17 protein-coding genes are annotated in these 19,839 nt (G+C 71.8%); 10 read left to right on the forward strand and 7 right to left on the reverse strand.

The window, feature by feature from the left end; genetic code table 11:
* Positions 1-24: 24 nt before the first annotated feature.
* Genes ABZS37_RS23475 through ABZS37_RS23505 form a run of 7 tightly spaced genes read left to right on the forward strand, consistent with a single transcriptional unit; the run spans position 25 to position 8,453 of the window.
* Positions 25-339, forward strand: a complete 315-nt coding sequence (locus tag ABZS37_RS23475; RefSeq protein WP_030327982.1) for a hypothetical protein — start codon at positions 25-27, stop codon at positions 337-339.
* Positions 340-352: 13 nt separating this feature from the next.
* Entirely contained in the window at positions 353-715 is a 363-nt protein-coding gene (locus ABZS37_RS23480; RefSeq protein ID WP_007466101.1) for a hypothetical protein, read from the forward strand.
* Between the two features lie 49 nt (positions 716-764).
* Positions 765-4,160, forward strand: a complete 3,396-nt coding sequence (locus ABZS37_RS23485) for an ATP-binding protein (protein ID WP_355172169.1) — start codon at positions 765-767, stop codon at positions 4,158-4,160.
* Position 4,161: 1 nt separating this feature from the next.
* A complete protein-coding gene (locus tag ABZS37_RS23490; RefSeq protein WP_355172171.1) occupies positions 4,162-6,111 on the forward strand; it encodes an MFS transporter in 1,950 nt (649 codons plus the stop codon).
* On the forward strand, positions 6,108-6,665 hold the full coding sequence (locus tag ABZS37_RS23495) for a hypothetical protein (protein WP_355172173.1): 558 nt from the start codon (positions 6,108-6,110) through the stop codon (positions 6,663-6,665). The genes ABZS37_RS23490 and ABZS37_RS23495 overlap by 4 nt, the downstream gene beginning before the upstream one ends.
* Entirely contained in the window at positions 6,662-7,837 is a 1,176-nt protein-coding gene (locus tag ABZS37_RS23500; protein WP_355172175.1) for a M23 family metallopeptidase, read from the forward strand. The genes ABZS37_RS23495 and ABZS37_RS23500 overlap by 4 nt, the downstream gene beginning before the upstream one ends.
* 13 nt (positions 7,838-7,850) lie before the next feature.
* Complete coding sequence (locus ABZS37_RS23505) at positions 7,851-8,453, forward strand: hypothetical protein (protein ID WP_355172177.1); 603 nt, start codon at positions 7,851-7,853, stop codon at positions 8,451-8,453.
* A 3-nt stretch (positions 8,454-8,456) separates the two neighbouring features.
* On the opposite strand, the gene ABZS37_RS23510 is transcribed toward ABZS37_RS23505, so the two are convergent.
* Positions 8,457-8,891 carry a hypothetical protein gene (locus ABZS37_RS23510; protein ID WP_355172179.1) on the reverse strand — a complete coding sequence of 145 codons (435 nt, stop codon included), beginning with the start codon at positions 8,889-8,891 and terminating at the stop codon, positions 8,457-8,459.
* Between the two features lie 314 nt (positions 8,892-9,205).
* On the opposite strand from ABZS37_RS23510, the gene ABZS37_RS23515 reads away from it, so the two are divergent.
* The gene (locus ABZS37_RS23515; RefSeq protein WP_355172181.1) at positions 9,206-11,767 is read left to right on the forward strand and encodes an FtsK/SpoIIIE domain-containing protein; all 2,562 of its coding nucleotides are present in this window, start codon (positions 9,206-9,208) and stop codon (positions 11,765-11,767) included.
* A 28-nt stretch (positions 11,768-11,795) separates the two neighbouring features.
* Positions 11,796-12,515 (forward strand): hypothetical protein, encoded by a 720-nt coding sequence (locus ABZS37_RS23520; protein WP_355172183.1) that lies wholly within the window; start codon positions 11,796-11,798, stop codon positions 12,513-12,515.
* 108 nt (positions 12,516-12,623) lie between these two features.
* Here the strand turns inward: ABZS37_RS23520 and folE are convergent, their stop codons facing one another.
* From folE to ABZS37_RS23540, 4 genes are all read right to left on the reverse strand, one after another.
* The gene (gene folE / locus ABZS37_RS23525; RefSeq protein WP_355172304.1) at positions 12,624-13,286 is read right to left on the reverse strand and encodes a GTP cyclohydrolase I FolE; all 663 of its coding nucleotides are present in this window, start codon (positions 13,284-13,286) and stop codon (positions 12,624-12,626) included.
* Between the two features lie 35 nt (positions 13,287-13,321).
* A complete protein-coding gene (gene ftsH, locus ABZS37_RS23530) occupies positions 13,322-15,340 on the reverse strand; it encodes an ATP-dependent zinc metalloprotease FtsH (RefSeq protein WP_355172185.1) in 2,019 nt (672 codons plus the stop codon).
* Positions 15,341-15,794: 454 nt separating this feature from the next.
* Positions 15,795-16,370: a hypoxanthine phosphoribosyltransferase gene (gene hpt / locus ABZS37_RS23535; RefSeq protein WP_354994594.1), complete on the reverse strand. Its 576-nt coding sequence runs from the start codon at positions 16,368-16,370 to the stop codon at positions 15,795-15,797.
* A gap of 100 nt (positions 16,371-16,470) precedes the next feature.
* Positions 16,471-16,659: a hypothetical protein gene (locus tag ABZS37_RS23540; RefSeq protein WP_355172312.1), complete on the reverse strand. Its 189-nt coding sequence runs from the start codon at positions 16,657-16,659 to the stop codon at positions 16,471-16,473.
* Between the two features lie 99 nt (positions 16,660-16,758).
* Between ABZS37_RS23540 and ABZS37_RS23545 the strand changes: the two genes are divergently transcribed.
* Positions 16,759-17,721, forward strand: coding sequence for a helix-turn-helix domain-containing protein (locus ABZS37_RS23545; RefSeq protein ID WP_355172187.1), 963 nt, complete (start codon positions 16,759-16,761; stop codon positions 17,719-17,721).
* Between the two features lie 39 nt (positions 17,722-17,760).
* Here ABZS37_RS23545 and tilS read toward each other — a convergent pair whose 3' ends face one another.
* Positions 17,761-18,753, reverse strand: a complete 993-nt coding sequence (gene tilS, locus ABZS37_RS23550) for a tRNA lysidine(34) synthetase TilS (RefSeq protein WP_355172189.1) — start codon at positions 18,751-18,753, stop codon at positions 17,761-17,763.
* Positions 18,754-18,763: 10 nt separating this feature from the next.
* A complete protein-coding gene (locus tag ABZS37_RS23555) occupies positions 18,764-19,834 on the reverse strand; it encodes a zinc-dependent metalloprotease (RefSeq protein WP_355172191.1) in 1,071 nt (356 codons plus the stop codon).
* Positions 19,835-19,839: the final 5 nt, after the last annotated feature.

A 19,839-nucleotide genomic window follows, 5' to 3' on the forward strand; every position in this document is an offset into this window, starting at 1 on the left:
CGGCCGCGCTATGGGGAGGTTCCAGTGATCGCCTTCGAGCTCATGGAGACGGCGTCGTCCGGCGTCGCCCACGCGCTCTCCACCCTGGCGTCGGCTCCGCTCGCCGAGCCGGCACCGAAGGGGATCGACACCAACAGTGTGGTCACCTTCTTCGCCAGCAAGATCGCGCCGATCCTGCTCGCCGTCCTGGGCGTCATCTTCATCGGCCGCGCCAGCCGGGGCGAGATCTCCAAGGTGCTGACGAGCTCCGCGATCGCCATCGTCGGGCTCGCCTTCATCGCCGGCGCGGCAACACTCTTCTTCGTCGGCGATTATCTGATCGACCTGATCTTCGAATAGGCGCGGTCACCAGATGCGGCTGCGTACCGACGACGACATCTACCGGGCACGCCTGGTCTACCTCGGGCCGCCCGGTTACACCCTTCCGGTCCACCTGCCCTACGCCCAGTACGGGCTCTTCATGCTGCTCGTCCCCCTCTACATGTTCATCCACTGGCTGTTCACGTTGACGGTCGAGCTCTTCCCCGCGTGGGAGATCGCGCTCGCCATCGTGACCACGTCATTCATCTTCCGGCACGTCGACCCCGATCGGCCGGCGCGGGTGGTCATCCGCACCGCGCTGACCGACTGGCGACGCACCCGGGAGCCGGCGATCGAGCAGCGCGACCCGCGCCTGGTCGGCAGCCGGATCAGGATTCGGGAGGAGCTGGCATGACCGGGCGTACGCGGATCGGTCCGTCGCACGACGCGGGTGAGGCGGTCGCATGAGTCGCTCTTCCACGCCGGGTTCCCCGGCCGGCCGCCCGGCCGCGCCGGCAGGTCACCGTGCGCATTCATTCGACTACACCGAGGATGAAGACGAGGTGGCGCTCGATCCCGCGCTGGTGACCTCGCCCGGCCACGGCGCGGTCGGCGTGTTCCAGGCACCCCGGCCGGTCTCCCGCCGGACGCCACCCGCCGAGCCCACCTCGGTGTCGGCCGGTGAGAACGCTGACATCGACTCCCCCTTCCTGGACCTCTTCGGCGGGGCCCGGCCCGGCGGGGCCCGAGCCATCTCGGCCGGTCCGAGCACCAGGGAGCAGCCGACGATCCCGCAGCAACCGCCCGCCGCCGCCCCGGCACCGGCCCGTCCGGCTCCTGAGCTGGAGCCACCGTGGACGCCCGACGACCGACCCTCCGGCGGGGGGCGGTCCGCCGAGCCGCGACGCGCAGGCGGCCGCCCCGTCGGCGAGTCCCGCGTGCCCCATCAGGCCGGCGACCGGCTGCCGTTGCTCCGCCCATCGGGCGAGCACGACCCGACCGCCGAGGGCGTGTCCGTGTCGACGGCCACCGGTCCGGTGACCCGGCCACCCGACACCGCACCCGCCGGACGGCCGACGACGACGTCGGGCCGGCCAACGGCACCGGTGGAACGACCGGCGCCGGCAGAACGACCAACGGTCCCGGTGGACCGGCCAGCCCTGGAACCGCCGCCGCGCCGCGCCAACGGCTCGGAACGGTCCAAGGTGGCCGGGAAAGAGGTCGCCGCACCCCCGCAGCGCGCCGCGAGCCGGCAGGACCGACCCGTCCGGCCGACCCGGGTCCGCGCCCCCAAGATCAAGTTCGGAGATCGGGACCCGTCGGTCGAGCTGGCCATCACCGAGATCGCCGGCCACCTGACCTTCACCCCGAACACCGTCACCGCCTGGTACTGGCTGCCTGAGGTCCGCTGGGCGTTCCGACCGGACGCCGAACGCGAAACGCTGTTGTCGGCGATTTCCGAGCAGTACGCCGGTCTGGCCGGCTTCCGGCTGCACCTGCGCCGCACCACCCGGCCGTTCCCCGCCGACGAGTGGGCGCGCACCATCGACGCGCACACCCCCGCACCGCTCGCCGACGTGGCCGGCACCACCGGCTGGGCCGACCACCTGGTCGCCGCCCAACGGCACCTGATGTCGGTCAACCACGCCGAGGGGCAGACCTACCTGGGCGTCACCTTCGCCCGCCGCTCCCTCGGCGACTCGCTCACCGAGCGGTTGCTGCGCACCTTCGGCCGGGGCACCGCTGACGGTGAACGCCGCAAGCTGGGCCGTACCGTGGAGCAGTTCGACGAGGTGCTCGGTGCGTTCGGCATGCGCGGTCGGCGGGTCACCGCCCAGGAGCTGGAGTGGCTGCTCTACCGCTCGGTGGCGCTGTGCATGGCACCACCCGGGAAGCTCTCGCCGGTGACCGACGGGCGCTGGGAACGCGGCGATCTCCTCGCCCTGACCGAGCAGGTCGAGCGCTACCGCACCCCGTACGGCTCGACCGTGAAGCTGGTCAACCGGATGACAGGCGAGGAACGGCACGTGGCCGTGCTCGCCGTCGGCCGGATGGAGCCGCTGGAGATCCCGGAACGGCACGAGCCCTGGCTGCACTTCCACGAGCGGCTGCCCTGGCCGATGGAGATCTCGACCCGCGTCGACATCCTCGGCTCCGGCGACTCCTTCCGTAATCTCGAACACCGGCTGCGGATGATCCGCTCACAACAGCTCGACTACGCCGAGCACGGCATCGACGCACCCCCGGAGCTGGAGCGGCTGGCCAAGCGCGCGCTGGTGATCGGCGACGAGATGACCACCGGCCTGCCGGTCGACTCGGCCCGTGCGCACGGCTGGCACCGGATCGCGGTCGGCGGCCGGACCAGAGAGGAGTGCCTGGAGCGGGCCCGCCGGCTCATCCAGCTCTACTCCCGGGAGCTACGCATCTCGCTGCAGCACCCGAAGAACCAGGACTGGCTGGCCCGCGAGTTCATCCCCGGCGAGCCGATCGCCAACACCGGATACGTCCGCCGCATGCCGGTGCCGCTGCTCGCCGCCGCGCTCCCCCAGGCCGCATCCAACGTGGGTGACCGGCGAGGCGACCTGATCGGCCGGACTGCCGGCACCTGCCGCCGCCCGGTCTTCCTCGACCTGCACTTCCCCATGGAGGTCCGGGAACGCTCCGGGCTCGCGGTCTTCGTCGCCGAACCGGGCGGTGGCAAGTCGACCCTGCTCGGCGCGCTGGGCTACCTGGCCGCCCGTCGAGGTGTCCAGGTGACCCTGCTCGACCCGTCCGGGCCACTGGCCCGACTCTGCGCGATGCCCGAACTGCGGCCGTACTCCCGGGTTCTGAACCTGACCGGCTCGGAGCACGGCACCCTGGCGCCATACTCACTCATCCCGACGCCGCTGCGCAGCGAGTTCGGCGTCGGGGCCGCCGGCGACCGGGAGTTCGAGATCGCGGTCTCCAACGCGCGGGCCGAGCGGCGGATGCTGGTCCAGGACATCTGCATGATGCTCGTGCCGCCACAGGTGGCCCGCGAGGCGTCCACCGCCACCCTGTTCCGGCACGCGGTCCGCCAGGTTCCCGCCGAGGAGACGTCCACCCTGGACGACGTGGTGAGCTGCCTCGGGCGGCTCGACGACGACGCCGGCAAGGAACTGGCGAACCTCCTGCTGGACACCGCCGAGATGCCACTGGCCATGCTCTTCTTCGGCCGGCCGCCGGAAGGGCTGCTCGGCGCCGACGCCGCGCTCACCGTGATCACCATGGCCGGGCTGCGGTTGCCCGACCTCAAGATCGAACGGGAGTACTGGTCGGCCGAGGAAGCACTCGCCCTGCCGATGCTGCACACCGCGCACCGGCTCGCCGTCCGCCGCTGCTACGGCGGCTCGATGTCGTCCCGCAAACTCGTCGGCCTGGACGAGGCGCACTTCATGGAGGGCTGGCGGTCCGGGCGTTCGTTCCTGGTCCGACTCGCCCGCGACTCCCGCAAGTGGAACCTCGCCGCGCTGGTCGCCTCGCAGAACCCCCGCGACATCCTCGGTCTCGACGTCCAGAACCTCGTCTCCACCGTCTTCGTCGGCCGGATCGCCGAGGACGCCGAGATCGCCTCCGAGGCGCTACGGCTGCTGCGGGTGCCGGTCAACGACGGGTACGAAGCGACCCTCGCCTCGCTCTCCGCCGCCGACACCAGCTCGGCCACCCGGCTCGGCTTCCGCGAGTTCGTGATGCGCGACGTCGACGGCCGGGTGCAGAAGATCCGAGTCGACGTCTCGTACGTCGAAGGGCTGCTGGACCACCTCGACACGACGCCCGCCGCGATCGCCGCGGCGGCCGGAGTACTGCCGAGCATCCCCCTGCCGGATCTGGAGGCGTGACATGGCGAGGGCCCGGGCACGGATCGCGGCGTTCCTGCTCGCCCTCGGCGTACTGGCCGGGGCCTCCCTCACCTGGCCGCTGCTCGGTGCGGAAGCGGCTGCCGCCGCACCGCCCGCCGCCCAGGCCCGCGCCGACCTCTGCACGACCCCGGAGTGGCAGGCCGACTTCCGGGCCTGCGTGGGGAAGCTTCAAGCGGTCAGCGAGGACGAAGTCAAATGCCGTAACGCACCGACCCCGGGTACGCCGGACTCCGGGCTCGCGGGCTGGTTTGCCGCCGCGCCACCAGCAGAAGCAGCGAATGGTGTAGCTGGCCGGTACAGCCTCTACGGCTACGGGGGCTACAGCTACTCCACCTACGACATCGACGGCGGCTGCGCCTCGAGCGTGCTGCATCCGGACTACAAGTTCACAACCACGATCGCCAATGGCGAGTTCATGGCCGCCACGGCAGTCATCGGCGCGTCAAACGCGCTCAGGGAGCGCGCCTGGGACCCCGGTTCGATGTGGGGTTGGGCCGACCCGCTGGTCGAGCAGGCGACCAAGGCCGTGTACCAGAAGGTGTTCAGCGTCTTCGGGATCGTCACCCTGTGCGTGGTGGGGCTGTACCTGCTCTGGCGGTCGCGCCAGTCGGACATGAGCAACGCGATGACCACCGCCGGCTGGGCGCTGCTGGTAATGGTCGCGGTCACCGCACTTGCTGCCTGGCCGGTCAAGTCGGCCAATATGGCCGACGGCGTACTTGTCACCAGTCTCGGGGTGGTGCACGACGCCGTTGGCCCGCAGGCGAAGGAACCGGACCCAGGACGATGCATGGACCCTGATCGCTGCAAGGATCTTCGCACCCCTGCTGTCCGAGCCAGCGACACCGCTACCGAGACCATGCTCTACCGAAACTGGCTCCGCGGAGTGCTGGGTTCGGCGGATAGCGAGACCGCCCGCAAGTACGGACCGGCCTTGTACGACGCACGGTCTCTGACATGGGGCGAGGCCCAATCCATGCGCGCCAACCCGGCCACCCGGGAGGCGACGATCAAGGCCAAGCAGCAGCAGTGGGCGCGGGTGGCCCAGCAGATCCAGACCGAGGACCCGGAGGCGTACGAGTACCTCCAGGGTGTGCGGGACATGGACCGGGTGGGCGCGGGGTTCATCGCGGTGCTGGCCGCAGTGCTCTTCGCCATGTTCGACCTGACGGCGTCGTTGCTGGTCCTGCTGGGCTTCCTGATCTTCCGGTGGGCGGTGATCGCGGCACCCATCCTGGGTACGGTCGGTCTGCTCCGGCCAGCCAGCGCTGGGCTACGGAGGTTGGCGAACGCCGTGGTCGCTGCGGTTTTCAACATCGCCATCTTCGGCACCGGGGCCGCCATCTATCTGTTCGCCGTCGACCTGATCATGAGTACCCCCACCCTGCCGGGCTGGCTCCAGGTGGTGCTGGTCTGGCTCTGCGGCGTGGTCGGTTGGCTGCTGCTGCGGCCGTACCGCCGGATCACCCAACTCGGCGGCAAGGACAGCAGCGAAGCGGTCAGCTCGGCCGGGTCCTGGCACCGCCGGTTCTTCCGCGACATGCGGACCGCCGCGCGACTGGACGTGGCGGAGCCGGGCGGCACGGCGGAGCCGGTGGGCGGGCGTCGACGGTCACCGGATGCGGAGCAGACCCGGCTGCGCCCGGAGGCGCGGCGGGAGGACCCGGTTCTGGCGCCGACCGCCGCTGGCGAGGGCCGTCGTACCAGCGCCGGACGCCCCGACGGGCAGGAACGCCCCGACGAGGCACCGGCGGAGGAGACCAGAGGCCGGGGCCGCCCGGTCGCCCCCCAGCCTCGCCGCCGACAGCCGGCGACCTGGACCGAGCCGGACGTGCCGGCTGAGAACGCGTCGTTCGTGGTCTACCGGCCTGGCTCCACGGAGCGTGCGCCGGACCGCACCGGACCGCGGGTGCGCTCAGAGGCACGGTGACAGTGATGCGACGGGCCCTGGAGTTTCTCTTCACCCGGGCGCTGCGGTCCCGGCTCGGCGTGGCGCTGGTAATCGCGGTGCTCGTCTTCGCCGTGCTCGGGGCGACCCGGCTGATCTCCGACCCGGCCGATCCGGCGGACGGGTTGAGTAGCCGGCCGAACCGGCCGATCACCACCGTGGACCCGACAGCCGGCGACGACGGTGTGCTTTCCAGCGAGGCTCCGCCCTCACCGGTGACGTCGCCCGGTGCCCGCACCCCCGAGCAGACCGCGGACCGGTTCACCGCGGCCTGGCTCGGCCGCCCCGGAATCACGGCCGAGCAATGGCAGGCCGGCCTGCGGCCGTTGTCCACGCCGTCGCTGACGGAGAAACTCGCCGGCGCCGACCCCGGTGGTGTCCCGGCCGAGGAGGTCGCAGGCCCACCAGCGGTGCGGTCGCGCAGCGAGACGTTCGTCGAGGTGCTGCTGCCGCTCGACACCGGTCGGCTCCGGCTTGAGTTGGTCACCACGGACGACGGTTGGCTCGTCGACGTGGTGGATTGGGAACGGCAATGACCGCCGCCCGAGGCGCGGCCGCCGTCCGCCGACCACTGCGGGTCGGCGTGATCGCCACGATGCTCACCGGGGTGCTGCTCCTGCTCTGCTGCACCGGGGGCACCGCTGCGTTCTTCCTCAGTGGGCTCGGCGGCGACGCGGAGAACGGGGACAACCTGGCCGGTTGGGGTTGCGGCCCGGTCCGTCCAGTGGACATCGCCGGCGAACTGCCCCGGTTCACCGAATACGGCGACGCGCAGGTCCGCAACGCCGCGATCATCATCAAGGTCGGCCAGGACCTGGGGGTGCCCTCGCGGGGCTGGGTCATCGCACTGGCCACGGCGATGCAGGAGTCCGCCCTGCGCAACCTGGCGAACAGTGACGTGCCGGAGTCTCTGGCCCTGCCACATGAGGGCGTCGGGGCCGATCACGACTCGCTGGGCCTGTTCCAGCAGCGGCCGGGGTGGGGCTCGGTCGCCGAGCGGATGACCCCCGCCTACACGGCCCGCAAGTTCTACGAGAAGCTCGTCACGATCCGGAGCTGGCAGCGCCGACCACTGACCGTGGTGGCGCAGCAGGTCCAGATCAGCGCCTACCCGGACGCGTACGCCAAGCACGAGGAGGTGGCCAGCACGATCGTGGACGCGCTGGCCGGCGGTGCCGCCCGTACCGTCGAGATCAACGGCAAGGCGGTGTGCAACGCGGCCGAGCGCGGCGAGATCGCCGCCTCCGGCTGGACCGCACCGATCCCCGGCGACGTCGGCTCGGGCTTCCGCTCCGCTGAGCGGCCCAGCCACAACGGGGTGGACATCGGCGCGGCCAAGGGCACCGAGATCCGTGCCGCCGCCGCCGGGCGCGTGCTGGTCGCCCGCTGCGACCCCGACAACAGGGGCCGGCGGGACTGCGACGTTGACGGATACCCGGGCAAGGGCGGCTGCGGGTGGTTCGTCGATCTGCTGCACGCCGGTGGCTACATCACCCGGTACTGCCACATGGTGACCCGTCCCCGGGTCGCTCCCGATCAGATCGTGCCAGCCGGCGAGGTCATCGGGCAGGTCGGCAGCAGCGGCAACTCGTCCGGCCCCCACCTGCACTTCGAGGTGCACCTGCGCAATGACCGGTCCAGCCGGGGCGCGGTCGATCCGATCCCGTTCATGCGCGCGCGGGGTGCCCCGCTGCGCGCTGCCGAGTGAGGCCACCACGGGTATGACCGGACCGTTGCCGGACCCGTTCGCCGACCAGCCCGACTGGGCACCCCGGCCACCGCGCCCGCTGGCTGTCGTCCCCGCCACCGAGCGGGTGGAGTTACGCGGGCGACGGGTGCTGGTCGGGCTGCCCGGGTTGGGCTGGCGGGGCGACCTGCGCGCGGACGACCGGGTGGTGCAGGGCGCCCGGACCTATGTGCCGGTGATCCCCGAGCACGAGTGGTACCGGGCCGAGGCCGACCAGGTCGAGGTGTTCGCGCCGTTGGTGCCGGTGGAACGGGTCTGGGTGGAGACCGTCGGCAGTCAGCCACCAGGGTCGGAGGGTGCCCGAGGCACCGGCATCCGTCTGGTCTCGCTGGACGGCCCGGCTCACCGGACCCCGACGCCCGTCTTCGAGGCGGACGCCGTCACCGGGCGCCGGGTCGTGCACGTCGAGAGCGGTCTGGAGCACCGCGACCTGCGAGCGGTCACCGAGACCTACTCGGGCGCCGAGGGGGACATCTGCGTCCGAATCACGCCCGAGGTGGAGTGGTACCGCTGGGCTTGGCGCGGCCAGTCACCCACCACGTTGGAGGTGCCAGTGCACCTTCTGTGGATTGAATAAGGATCAGCTGATTCTGGTGCCGGCGCAGACGCGCCATCCATCGCTGTCCTTCACATCGAACCGCCAAGTGTCTGCCAAGCTCTGATGAACCCCGTCGATCGAGGCGCTCCGCCGGATGACAGCGATCACCGATGCATCGGCCTCAGCGGTCTTTGAAACGGCGACGTTCTCGATGTTGATCGAGAAGGAGACGGCTAACTCCTGCTCCCGTCGGGACAGTTGAGCGGCGAACTCATCCACCGCGGGGACCGCACCGTCGCAGGTAAACAATTTTGCCCTGACCGGATCATGGGAGACGAGTGCTGCCTGCAGGTAGTTGACCACCGCCACGTCCGGCGTGCTGCGGTCCGGAGCTGACGCGCGGTCGTACCACACGTAGCCGGTGATGACAGCTCCGATGGTGAGCAGGGCGAGCACCCCGGCGACGACCGTGAGCACCGTCCGCATGCGGCGGCGGGGCGGCTGCGGCGCCGGCGTTACGGGGGCGGGCGGCAGCTGCTCGGACGGTGTCCGCTGGGCCGGTACGCGGGAGACCTGGGAACCGGCGGGGGGCTGCACTGATTCCACCTCCTGACGTTATCGGCTGCACGCCCCGGAGCCAATGCCTCAGATCCAGCGGATCGTGACGGACCCTTCCCCACCGGTGAGATCCACGACAACACCGGCGCATCGCCGTGGCACCTCCCGGAGGAGCGCCCTCGGCTGGGATACCGTCTCTGCTCGGGAGGGGTTGCGAACCTCGGGCAGAGGGGGTGGACGCGGTGGCCGGTCCAAAGGCACGCACGAGCCGCGCCGCAGCCCTGCACCGCCGAGCTGCGGCCGTCGCGACCGCAGCCGCCGGGATCCTGGACGAGACCCGACCGGCCCCTGCCGACCAGCGCCGCCAGTACGAGGTTGCCGACCGCTTGCGGGCGGTCGCGGCACGGCTGGCCCCGGGTTGGTCCGGCGCGACACTGGATTCGCTCACCGTGGACTCTCCGGCGGGTGACGGGCCGCCACCGTTCGTCCGGGTCGGCACGGCGGCGCCGTTGGACGACGCCCGCTTCCCCGCGTTGGTGCCACTCGTCGGCACCGGCCATCTGAGCGTGGACGCTGACGCCCGGGAGCCGCGCGTGGCGGGGTTGCTCCGGGCCGTACTGCTGCGGTTGCTGGGTGCGGCGCCGGCGGGTGCCCTGCTGATTCGCGCGGTGGATGCCACGGGCGCTGCGCTGACCCCGTTCGGCGCGCTCGCTGATGCTGGCCTGCTGCCGCCGCCAGCCGTGGACGTGGCGGGTCTGCGCGCGGTGCTCACCGAGGCGGAGCAGTGGGTGACGCCGGGGGCGAGCGGGCGGCGCCGCCATGACCGCACGCTGTTGCTGGTGGTCGCCGCGCTGCCGGAGTCGACCGGCCCGACCGATCTGGCGCGGATTGAGGCGCTGGCCGAGCAGGGGCCGGCCGCGGGGCTGCACCTGGTGGTGGCCGGCTGGCCTCCCGCCGGCCCGTACGCGGCCCGGGCACCGCTGCCGCACACGACGCCGCTGGCGCTGCGCAACGCGTACGCGTTGCTCGGCGATCCGCCGGGTGCGTCCTTCGCTGGCCCGGGCGCCGATCCGCCGGGCGGTTTGAACTCGCCGGTCTTCGTCGAGCCGGACCCGCCGGCCGAGCTGGTCGACGCGGTCTGTCGGCGGCTCGCCGAGCAGGTGGAGGCGGGTTCCCGGTTGGCGTTGGCGGCTCTGCTACCGCAGACGGGTGAGCGGCTGTGGGAGTCGGATTCCGCGGACGGGCTGACCACCACGGTCGGCGATGCCGGGGGCCGGTCGGTGCCGCTGGGCTTCAACGAACTGACCCCGCACTGGTTGGTCAGTGGCCGGTCCACGGCGGGCCGTGCCGCGTTCCTGACCACCGCGCTGCTCGGCCTGGCCGCCCGATATGGCCCGGACGAGCTGGCGCTCTATCTGGTGGATCTCGGGGACGGCGAGTCGTTTGTGGAGTTCCTGCAGACCGAACGCGACCGGTCGTGGATTCCGCAGGTGCGGGCGGCCGCGATGGCCGCCGACCGGGAGTACGTCCGGGACCTGCTTGAGGAGTTGACGGCAGAGGTGCAGCGCCGGACGGAGGCTGGAGCGCGGGCCGGCGGGCAACGCTTCGCTGAGCTCCGCCAGCACCAGCCGCTGCCTCGGATCGTCTGTGTATTGGACAATGTGCCCGCTCTCTTCGCCGAGCGGGACCGGCTGGCCGCTGAGGTGGCCGCCCAGTTGGACGCGCTGGCCCGGGCCGGTCGGGCGTTCGGCGTACACCTGGTGTTGGCTGGTGCGGGCGAGCTGGGGCTGAGTGCCCGCGCGGATGCCGGGCATCGGGATTCGGTGCTCGGGCAGTTCCCGGTGCGGGTGGCGCTGCCGGGCGGCAGCCCGGTGCTGGAGCCGACGAACGACTCGGCCGCGGGCCTGCCGGTGGGCAGCGCGGTGGTGAACACCGCTGGCGGGCTCGGCGGCCCCCGGGGTGCGACCCGAGGTCACGAACGGCTGATCCGTCACCCCGACCCGCAGGACCACCCGGAGGCGGTGGAGGGGCTTCGGCACGAGCTGTGGGCGGCCCGGCCGGCCGGGTCGGCGCCGCCGGTGGTCTTCGCCGGGTACGCCCGGCCGCTCCTGGGCAACGATCCGCGATACCGGGCGGCGTTGGCCGGGCAGGCGCACGGGCCGGCTGCCCTACTGGGCCGGGCGGTGGACGTGGCCCGCTCGACGGTGACCGTACCGATGGGTCCGGCGGCCGGGCGCAACCTCGCGGTGCTGGGGTCGGGTGCCACGGCAGGCGGGATGCTGGCGACGGCGGCCCGGAGCACCGCGGGCCACCATTCCCCGGGCACCGCCCGGTTCCTGGTGGCCGCACCGGACCCGGGCTCCCGACCGCTGGCGGAGGCGTTGACGGTCGAGTTGGCGGCCCGGCACTCGGCCGCGATGGTGGACCTGCCGACGCTCCTCGCGGACACGGCCGATGAGCTGCCCACGTATCTGGTGGTCTTCGGGCTCGACCGCCCGGGCCCTCGGGAGCTGCCGGTGGACCGGCTGCGTGCACTACTGCGGGACGGGCCGCCAGCAGGGAGACACCTGCTGGGCTGGTGGCGCGCGGTGCCGCCGTTCGTCGCGCTACTGGAGCCGGACGGCGAGGTGGGCAAGCTGGCCGCTGTGGCCGTGCTGGACGTGCCGGCCGCGCAACTCGCGGCGGTCTTCGGCCGGCCGGTGGAGTGGCGGGCACGCCCCGACCGGGCGGTGCTCTGGGACGGTCCGGACGAGCGTGGCACGGTCCTGGTGCCGTTCGCTGACGAGGCCGGGTGATCCGGTGGTGCGCGCGGGAGGTGTCGAGATGGGTCCGAACGCGACGGTGACCGGGCCGGGGCGGCAGCGGACCGCTGCGGCGGGCGGGGAGGCCGCATCAGCGGCGGTGGAACCCAGCACGGTCTGGGCGGAGTACCTCGCCGCGGCCCGTCAGCTGGACGGGGTACGCCGCAGCGCGGCTGCCGCCGCAGGTGAGCAGGCCCGGTCGGCGGAGGCCGCCCGGGAGGAGCTGACGGCGGTCCGTACCGGGCTGGCGAGCCAGCAGGAACGGCTGCGGGAGCTGGGCGTACCGGCGATCTCGCTGGTGCCGTCGCCGCCGGAGCTGACCGAGGCGGCCCGGTCGATGGGGGGCGGCCCGGCGGCCGTGCTGGCGGCGCTGCGGGCCGCGCGGGGCCGGGCGGAGGCGGCGGACGCGGCCCTGGCCGCGCGCCGGCGGTTCCAGCCGGGGTCCTGGCCCGCGCGGGCGCGCAATCTCCTGGTGTACGGGCCGTTGGCGCTTCTGGTTCCGCTGATCCAGGTCGTGGTGTACGCGGTGACCGGGGCGGGCCCGGCCAGTGTGGTGGCGCTGATCTGCGGGCTGCCGATGCCGGCGGTCGCGTTCGTCGCCGGCTGGGTGGGCATCGGGCGGTTGTTCCGCGTCGGCCCCGGCGAGCGGCTGGACCGTACGGTGCGCTTCGGCGCGCTGGTCTGCCTGATGCCGGCGGTGCTGGTGACTGCTGGCCTCCTACTGGCCCTGCTCCCAGGCTGACCCGCCGCCGGTTGATCAGCCGCAGGCTGTTCGGGAGGACGAGCGGGTCCAGGACGCCAACGGCCGGCCGTCCCGGGAGGGGTCGGCCGGCCGTGGTGCGTCGGGGTGTCAGCGGGGGATGATCAGCGCCATCGCCTCGGCCCGTGACTTGGAGTCCGTTTGCAGGATCCCGCGGACGGCCGACGTGATGGTCTTCGCACCGGATTTCTGGATGCCGCGCATCGCCATGCACATGTGCTCGCACTCCAGTACGACGACGACGCCGCGTGGGGCGAGTTTGCTCATTAGCAGGTCGGCGACCTGCGAGGTGAGCCGCTCCTGCACCTGAGGCCGGCGGGCGAAGACCTCGACCAGACGGGCCAGCTTGGACAGGCCGGTGATTCGCCCGTCCGGGCCGGGAATGTAGCCGATGTGTGCGCTGCCGCGGAACGGCAGCAGGTGGTGCTCACAGAGGCTCATCACGTCGATGTCCCGGACGATCACCAACTCTTCGTGGTTGGCCTCGAAGGTGGTGCTGAGCACCTGAGCCGGGTCGACCCGCAGGCCGGCGAAGAGCTCGGCGTACGCGCGGGCGACCCGGGCCGGCGTCTGCTGGAGCCCATCGCGGTCCGGGTCCTCGCCGACCGCGATCAGGATCTCCCGGACGGCCTTCTCGATCCGGCCCAGGTCGACCGCGTCCTCGACCGGGCGGCCGGTCAGTTTGCCGCTGATCAGCCGCGCGGCCACGAAGTCCAGCCCGTCGTCGTCGGGCTCGGTCGCGGAGACGGCCAGCTCCCGGTGCGGGGAGCTGGCCGTCGGGTCGTTGCTCAGTGCGTGCCGTCCGAGTTGTTGGACGGTGCCCCGCCGCCGACCGACGCCTGCGCGCCGTCGGCCTGGGCCTGCACCTTGAGCTTGTCCTTCTCCGCAGGGGTGAGCACGGGCGGCTCGGTGGAGGGCTGGCGCTTACCGAAGCCGTTGTACGGCACCAGCGGCGGGCGCTTGACCACCCGGGAGCAGATCCGCGCCATGTCGGCCGTGGAGAGGGTTTCCTTCTCCATCAGCTCGAGCACGATGTTGTCCAGGACGTCCCGGTATTCCACCAGGATCTCCCAGGCCTCGTCGTGCGCCAGCTCGACCAGTGCCCGCATCTCGCCGTCGATCTCGGCGGCAACCGAGTCCGAGTAGTCCCGCTCGTGGCCCATGTTGCGGCCGAGGAACGGCTCGTCCCCGCTGGTGCCGTACTTGATCGCGCCGAGCTTCGAGCTCATGCCGTACTGGGTGATCATCGCGCGGGCCAGTTGGGTGGCCTTCTCGATGTCGTTGCCAGCACCGGTGGTGGGCTCGTGGAAGACCAGCTCCTCGGCGGCCCGACCGCCCAGCGCGTACGCCAGGGTGTCGATCATCTCGGCGCGGGTCTGGGTGTACTTGTCTTCGGTCGGGAGCACCAGGGTGTGGCCCAGCGAGCGACCACGGGACAGGATCGTCACCTTGTGCACCGGCGCGGCGTGCGGCAGCGCCCAGGCGACCAGCGCGTGCCCACCCTCGTGGTACGCGGTGATCTTCTTTTCCTGGTCGCTCATCACGCGGGTCCGCCGCTGCGGACCGGCGATCACCCGGTCGATCGACTCTTCGAGCGAGTCGTTGGTGATCGCCCGCTGGTCCTTGCGGGCGGTGAGCAGGGCCGACTCGTTGATCACGTTGGCCAGGTCCGCGCCGCTGAAGCCCGGGGTACGCCGGGCCACGGCGTCGAGGTCGACGTCGGGGGTGAACGGCTTGCCCTTGGCGTGCACCCGCAGGATGGCCTTGCGGCCCTCCATGTCGGGGGCGTCCACCGGGATCTGCCGGTCGAACCGGCCCGGGCGCAGCAGCGCCGGGTCGAGGATGTCCGGCCGGTTGGTGGCCGCGATCAGGATGACCCCGCCCTTGGTGTCGAAGCCGTCCATCTCGACGAGCAACTGGTTGAGCGTCTGCTCGCGCTCGTCGTGGCCGCCGCCCATGCCGGCGCCACGGTGCCGGCCGACGGCGTCGATCTCGTCGACGAAGACGATCGCCGGGGCGTTCGTCTTGGCCTGCTCGAACAGGTCACGGACCCGGCTGGCGCCGACACCGACGAACATCTCGACGAAGTCGGAGCCGGAGATGGAGTAGAAGGGCACTCCGGCCTCGCCGGCGACCGCGCGGGCCAGCAGCGTCTTACCGGTGCCGGGCGGGCCGAACAGCAGCACGCCCTTCGGGATCTTGGCGCCCAGGGCCTGGTACTTCGCAGGGTTCTGCAGGAAGTCCTTGATCTCGTACAGCTCTTCGACGGCCTCCTCGGCACCCGCGACGTCCGCGAAGGTCGTCTTCGGAGTGTCCTTGGTGATCATCTTCGCCTTGGACTTGCCGAAGTTGAGCACCCGGGAGCCGCCACCCTGCATCTGCGACATGAAGAACAGCAGCAGGAGGACAAGCAGCGCGATCGGCAGCAGGTTGACCAGCAGGCTCACCCAGATGCTGTCCGACGAGACCTTGGCATCAGCCGGGCCGGTGACGCGGTTGGCCGCCTTGGCGTCCAGCACCTCGTTCCAGACCTGGTCGCCGGCCTGGTACGGGAACTGGGCCTCGATCTTGTCGGTCTCGGTCTTACCGAACTTTGTCTTCTGGGCCAGGTCGAGCTGGAGCGTCTGCTCCTTGTCCTGGAAGACGACCTTATTGATCTTGGCGGTGTGGAGCTGATCGAGCGCAACGGAAGTGTCCACGCGGTGGTAGCTGGGACCAGCGGTGAACAGCTGACTGAGCACAACGGCGCCGAGGATGACCAGGATGATCCAGACCACCGGTCGGCGGAAGAAACGCGTACGTTCCATACTGTTGTCGAGCGCCGGGGCGCCCGCATCCTCCTGATCGACATCCTGACCGTCTGATGGTGTCGCCGCGTGTGCGGCGGCCGGAGCCGCCGTGCGGGCCGGCCTCGACCCCGAGGCACGCAAACTGCCGCGCCGCGGTCATTCGACGGTACACCGTGTACGCGAGGAGTGAGCTTGCGAGCCCCGCACTCGGCGCATCGTCGACATCGACGGCACGCACCGTGGGCAGGCCCACCAGCCCCGCAACGACGTACGGCGGGTCCGGGCAGAAACCGGCGTGGCGGGGAGTCCGGCCCGGCCACCCGAACGCCCGGTCACGCGGTCGAGGAGGGTCGGGCACGGAGGAACCTCCGGGCCACCTGGGTCCACGGTAACCGCAACAACTGAGAGCGCGCTGAACGTCGGCTTGATGGATGCCGATGCGAGTCGGTCTCACACCGCCACCGGGCCGGCGTCAGGTCCGGGCGTAGACCTCGGGCTTGAGCACCCCGACGTACGGCAACTCCCGGTAGCGCTCACCGAAGTCCAGGCCGTACCCGACGACGAACTCAGTGGGGATGTCGAAGCCGACGTACTTCACTCCGACCGGCACCTTCACCGCGTCCGGCTTGCGGAACAGCGCGACCACCTCGACGCTCGCCGCCGAGCGCGACTCCAGGTAGCGCAGCAGCCAGGAGAGAGTGAGCCCGGAGTCCACGATGTCCTCGACGACCACCACGTGCCGACCGGCGATGTCCCGGTCCAGGTCCTTGAGGATGCGGACCACCCCGGAGGAGGTGGTGCCCTGGCCGTAGGAGGAGATGGCCATGAAGTCGAGCTCCGCCGGCGGGCCGTTGCGGCCCAACGCCCGGGCGAAGTCCGCCATGAACATCACCGCGCCCTTGAGTACGCACACGAGCAGCAGTCCGTCGCCCACGTGGGCGTAGTCGGCGGAGACCTGCTTGGCCAGCTCCGCCGTCTTCTCGCGGATCTGCGCCTCTGAGATGATCACGTGGTCGATGTCGGCGTCGTACCAGGAGCCGTCAGCCATGACTCCTAGCCTGCCGTACGTCTGCTGGCCTCCGTCGGCGGGGCCGCACCTTTTGGCGCGGTCCCGCCAGGGATTTTCTGCACAAATTATGCGAATCACATCAGTTGGTGCGTGACCGCCAGCGGCGGCCGCCGTCGCTGGGCTTCCAGTCGGCCGAATCGTGACTGTCGACGGTGAGGCCGGCCGCCGAGGCGGCGACGAGCAGGACGAGGAACAGGAGGAAGAGCAGGAACTCCATGGCGGCGCTCGCTTTCGCATGGTTGCTGTCGGTTTCGCCGCCGGTGCGCACCGGACTGAACCCAGTCTGCGACCACTCGCGCCGACCGGACAGTGGCAGGAATGCCATTGACCATCGATTTACCGCCACCTGCCGGGTTACCCTCGTCACATGCTCCGGTCCATCGCCGTCCTCGCCCTCGACCAGGTCGCCCCCTTCGAGCTCGGCGTGCTCGCCGAGGTGTTCGGCACCGACCGGACAGCGGACGGTTTCCCCGGCTACGACTTCCAGGTGTGCAGCCCCGACGGCGCTCCCGTGCGTACCTCGTCCGGCTTCCACCTCACCCCGCACGCCGACCTCGGCCCGCTGGAGTACGCCGACCTGGTGGCCATCCCCGCGCACAGCCAGGGCACCACCGTTCCCGTCCCGGTGCTCGACGCGCTGCGCCGGGCCGACGCGCGCGGAGCCCACCTGTTCAGCGTCTGCTCCGGCGCCTTCCTGCTCGGCGAGGCCGGGCTGCTCGACGACCGGGAATGCACCACCCACTGGCGGTACGTGGACGAGCTGCAACGCCGGCATCCGCGCGCCCGGGTGCGCTGCAACTCGCTCTACGTCCAGGACGGTCGGCTGCTCACCAGCGCGGGCACGGCGGCCGGCATCGACGCCTGCCTGCACCTGATCCGCCAGGAGCACGGCTCGACCACCGCGACCCGGCTGGCCCGGCGGATGGTGGTCCCGCCACACCGCGACGGCGGCCAGTCACAGTACGTCGAGGCGCCCATCCCGAAGGCACCCGAGGCGCCCACCCTGGAGCCGGTGCTGGAGTGGCTGATGGGTCACCTGGATCGGACGATCACCGTGGAGGAGTTGGCCACCCGCGCCGACATGGCACCACGTACGTTCGCCCGCCGGTTCCGCGCCGAGACCGGCACCACCCCGCACGACTGGCTCACCAACCAGCGGGTGCTGCTCGCCCGACGGTTGCTCGAGGAGACCCCGTTGAGCGTGGAAGCCGTCGCCGACCAGGCCGGCTTCAGCGACGCGGCGGCGCTGCGCCACCACTTCAGCCGCCGCGTCGGCGCCACCCCGCACAGTTACCGGACCACCTTCCGGGATCGCGCGCACAGCGGCTGAGACCAGCCAGACCGGTGCACCCACCCCCGAAGGGATCTGTCAGGTGGGGTCCACCGGGGCCAGGCGGTCGGCGCGGCGGAGCACCCGGACACCCCCGGGCAGGTCGGCCGGGCCCTGACCGTGCCACTCGGTCACCAGGGCGTCCAGAGCATTGACGTGCCGATACGACAGCGCACCCGCCACGGCGCCCAACTCACGCGCCCAGCGGTGCAGCACCCGGCCGCGCACTGCGGGAACCAGGCCGACCAGCGCCGACACGGAGAGCCCTCCGTCGGAACACCGGGCCGCCGCCAGCGCCGTCTCGGCCAACTCGTCGAGGGCGGCGTTGTCGGCCGCCACCAGCCGAGCGGTACGCGCGAGGTTGTCCACCACGCCCGGCCCGAGAGCCCGCACCAGCGCCGGCATCACGTCGGCCCGTACCCGGGACCGGGCGTACGACGGGTCGGTGTTGTGCGGGTCCTGCCAGGGGCTCAGCCCGAGCACGGCGCACGCGGCGAGCGTCTGCTCCCGACCGATCTCCAACAGCGGACGCAGCAGCGGCACCCCGTCCAACTCCCGCCGAAGGGGCATTCCGGCCAATCCGCGTGGGCCGGCGCCCCGGGCGAGCGCGAGCAGCACCGTCTCCGCCTGGTCGTCGCGGGTGTGCCCGGTGAGCACCGCGACCGCGTTCTGCTGCCGGGCCACCTCGGTCAACGCCTGGTAGCGGGCCTCCCGAGCGGCCGCCTCCGGCCCGCCTGGACGCCCCGCCACCTCAACCAGGACCACGGTCGCCGACGCGAACCCGACCCCACGGGCCCAGGCGGCCACCGCCTCGGCGCGCTCCGCGGAGCCCTCCTGCAAGCCGTGGTCGACGGTGACGAGCCCCGCGGTTCTGCCCAGCCGAGGCGCCACGAACACGGTGGCCGCCGCAAGGGCGAGCGAGTCGGCACCCCCGGAGCAGGCGACCAGCACCGGCCCGCCGGACGGCAGCCCGGTCAGGACGCGGCGGACCGCCACCCGGATCGCGGCCACCGGCGGGGCGAGCGCGGCCACCGGCGGGTTGTCAGCCGGCGGCCGGGATGGTGCCGGCCGGGCCGTGCACCCGGGCCACCCAGGCATCCGGGTCGCCCAACTCGGACAGCCGGGGCAGGGTGAGCGGCGAGTTGAAGATCGAGTTGAACCCGTCCATGCCGACCCGCTCCACCACGCCGTGCACGAACTTGCGCCCCTCGGCGTACTGGCGCATCTTGACGTCCACCCCGAGCAGCCGGCGGATCGCCTTCTCCAGCGGGTTGCCCGCCTCCCGGCGTCGGTTGAACGACGCGCGGATCCGCTCCACGCTCGGGATCACCTGCGGGCCGACGCCGTCCATGACGAACTCGGCATGCCCCTCCAACAGGGTCATCAACGCGGTGAGCCGGTCCAGAACGGCCCGCTGCGCCGGGGTCTGCACGATGTCCAGCACGCTGGTGCGGCTCTCCTGGTCACGGACCGCCTCGGACAGGGTGGCCACCCCGCGCCGCAGCCGCTCGACCAGATGCTCGCTCCCGCTGGACGAGGCGTCGACGAACGCCTGCACCTCGCTGAGGAAGTAGGCCCGCATCCACGGGACGGCGGTGAACTGGGTGCGGTGGGTGACCTCGTGCAGGCACACCCAGAGCCGGAAGTCCCGTGGGTCGGCGCCGAGCTTGCGCTCCACCTCGACGATGTTCGGTGCGACCAGCAGCAGTTGGCCCGGCTCAGCCGAGAAGACCTCGTACTGGCCGAGGACCCGGCCGGAGAGGTAGGCCAGCACGGTCCCGGCCTGCACCCCGGTCAGCCGAGACCCGATCGCCTCGGTCAACGCGCCCGGCTGCTTGTCGCCGGAGAGCCGGCTCACGAGCGGGGTGATCACCTCGCGAAGACCGGCGATGTTCGTCGCGGCCCAGTCGCGGCGATCGACCACCCGGACCGGCGGATGCGCCACCTGCGCCCGCAGGCCCGTGTAGTCGGCCACGTGCCCGGCCGCCTCGTCGGTCAGCCGGCGCAGGTCGCCGACCACGTCGGTGGCCTCGGTGTACGACACCCGGGGGCCCGACTTGCTCAACGCCCCCGCGGTGGCGGCGGCCAGATCCCAGTCCACGAACTGCGCCATGGACC

The organism is Micromonospora sp. NPDC005413 (assembly GCF_040606435.1).
GTDB lineage: Bacteria > Actinomycetota > Actinomycetes > Mycobacteriales > Micromonosporaceae > Micromonospora.

Coding starts and splice junctions, on each gene's coding strand:
- ABZS37_RS23555 (WP_355172191.1), bottom strand. CDS start 19,834: ATGGCGCAGTTCGTGGACTGGGATCTGGCCGCCGCCACCGCGGGGGCG.
- ABZS37_RS23480 (WP_007466101.1), top strand. CDS start 353: ATGCGGCTGCGTACCGACGACGACATCTACCGGGCACGCCTGGTCTAC.
- ABZS37_RS23545 (WP_355172187.1), top strand. CDS start 16,759: ATGCTCCGGTCCATCGCCGTCCTCGCCCTCGACCAGGTCGCCCCCTTC.
- ABZS37_RS23505 (WP_355172177.1), top strand. CDS start 7,851: ATGACCGGACCGTTGCCGGACCCGTTCGCCGACCAGCCCGACTGGGCA.
- ABZS37_RS23485 (WP_355172169.1), top strand. CDS start 765: ATGAGTCGCTCTTCCACGCCGGGTTCCCCGGCCGGCCGCCCGGCCGCG.
- hpt (WP_354994594.1), bottom strand. CDS start 16,370: ATGGCTGACGGCTCCTGGTACGACGCCGACATCGACCACGTGATCATC.
- ABZS37_RS23500 (WP_355172175.1), top strand. CDS start 6,662: ATGACCGCCGCCCGAGGCGCGGCCGCCGTCCGCCGACCACTGCGGGTC.
- ftsH (WP_355172185.1), bottom strand. CDS start 15,340: ATGGAACGTACGCGTTTCTTCCGCCGACCGGTGGTCTGGATCATCCTG.
- ABZS37_RS23490 (WP_355172171.1), top strand. CDS start 4,162: ATGGCGAGGGCCCGGGCACGGATCGCGGCGTTCCTGCTCGCCCTCGGC.
- ABZS37_RS23520 (WP_355172183.1), top strand. CDS start 11,796: ATGGGTCCGAACGCGACGGTGACCGGGCCGGGGCGGCAGCGGACCGCT.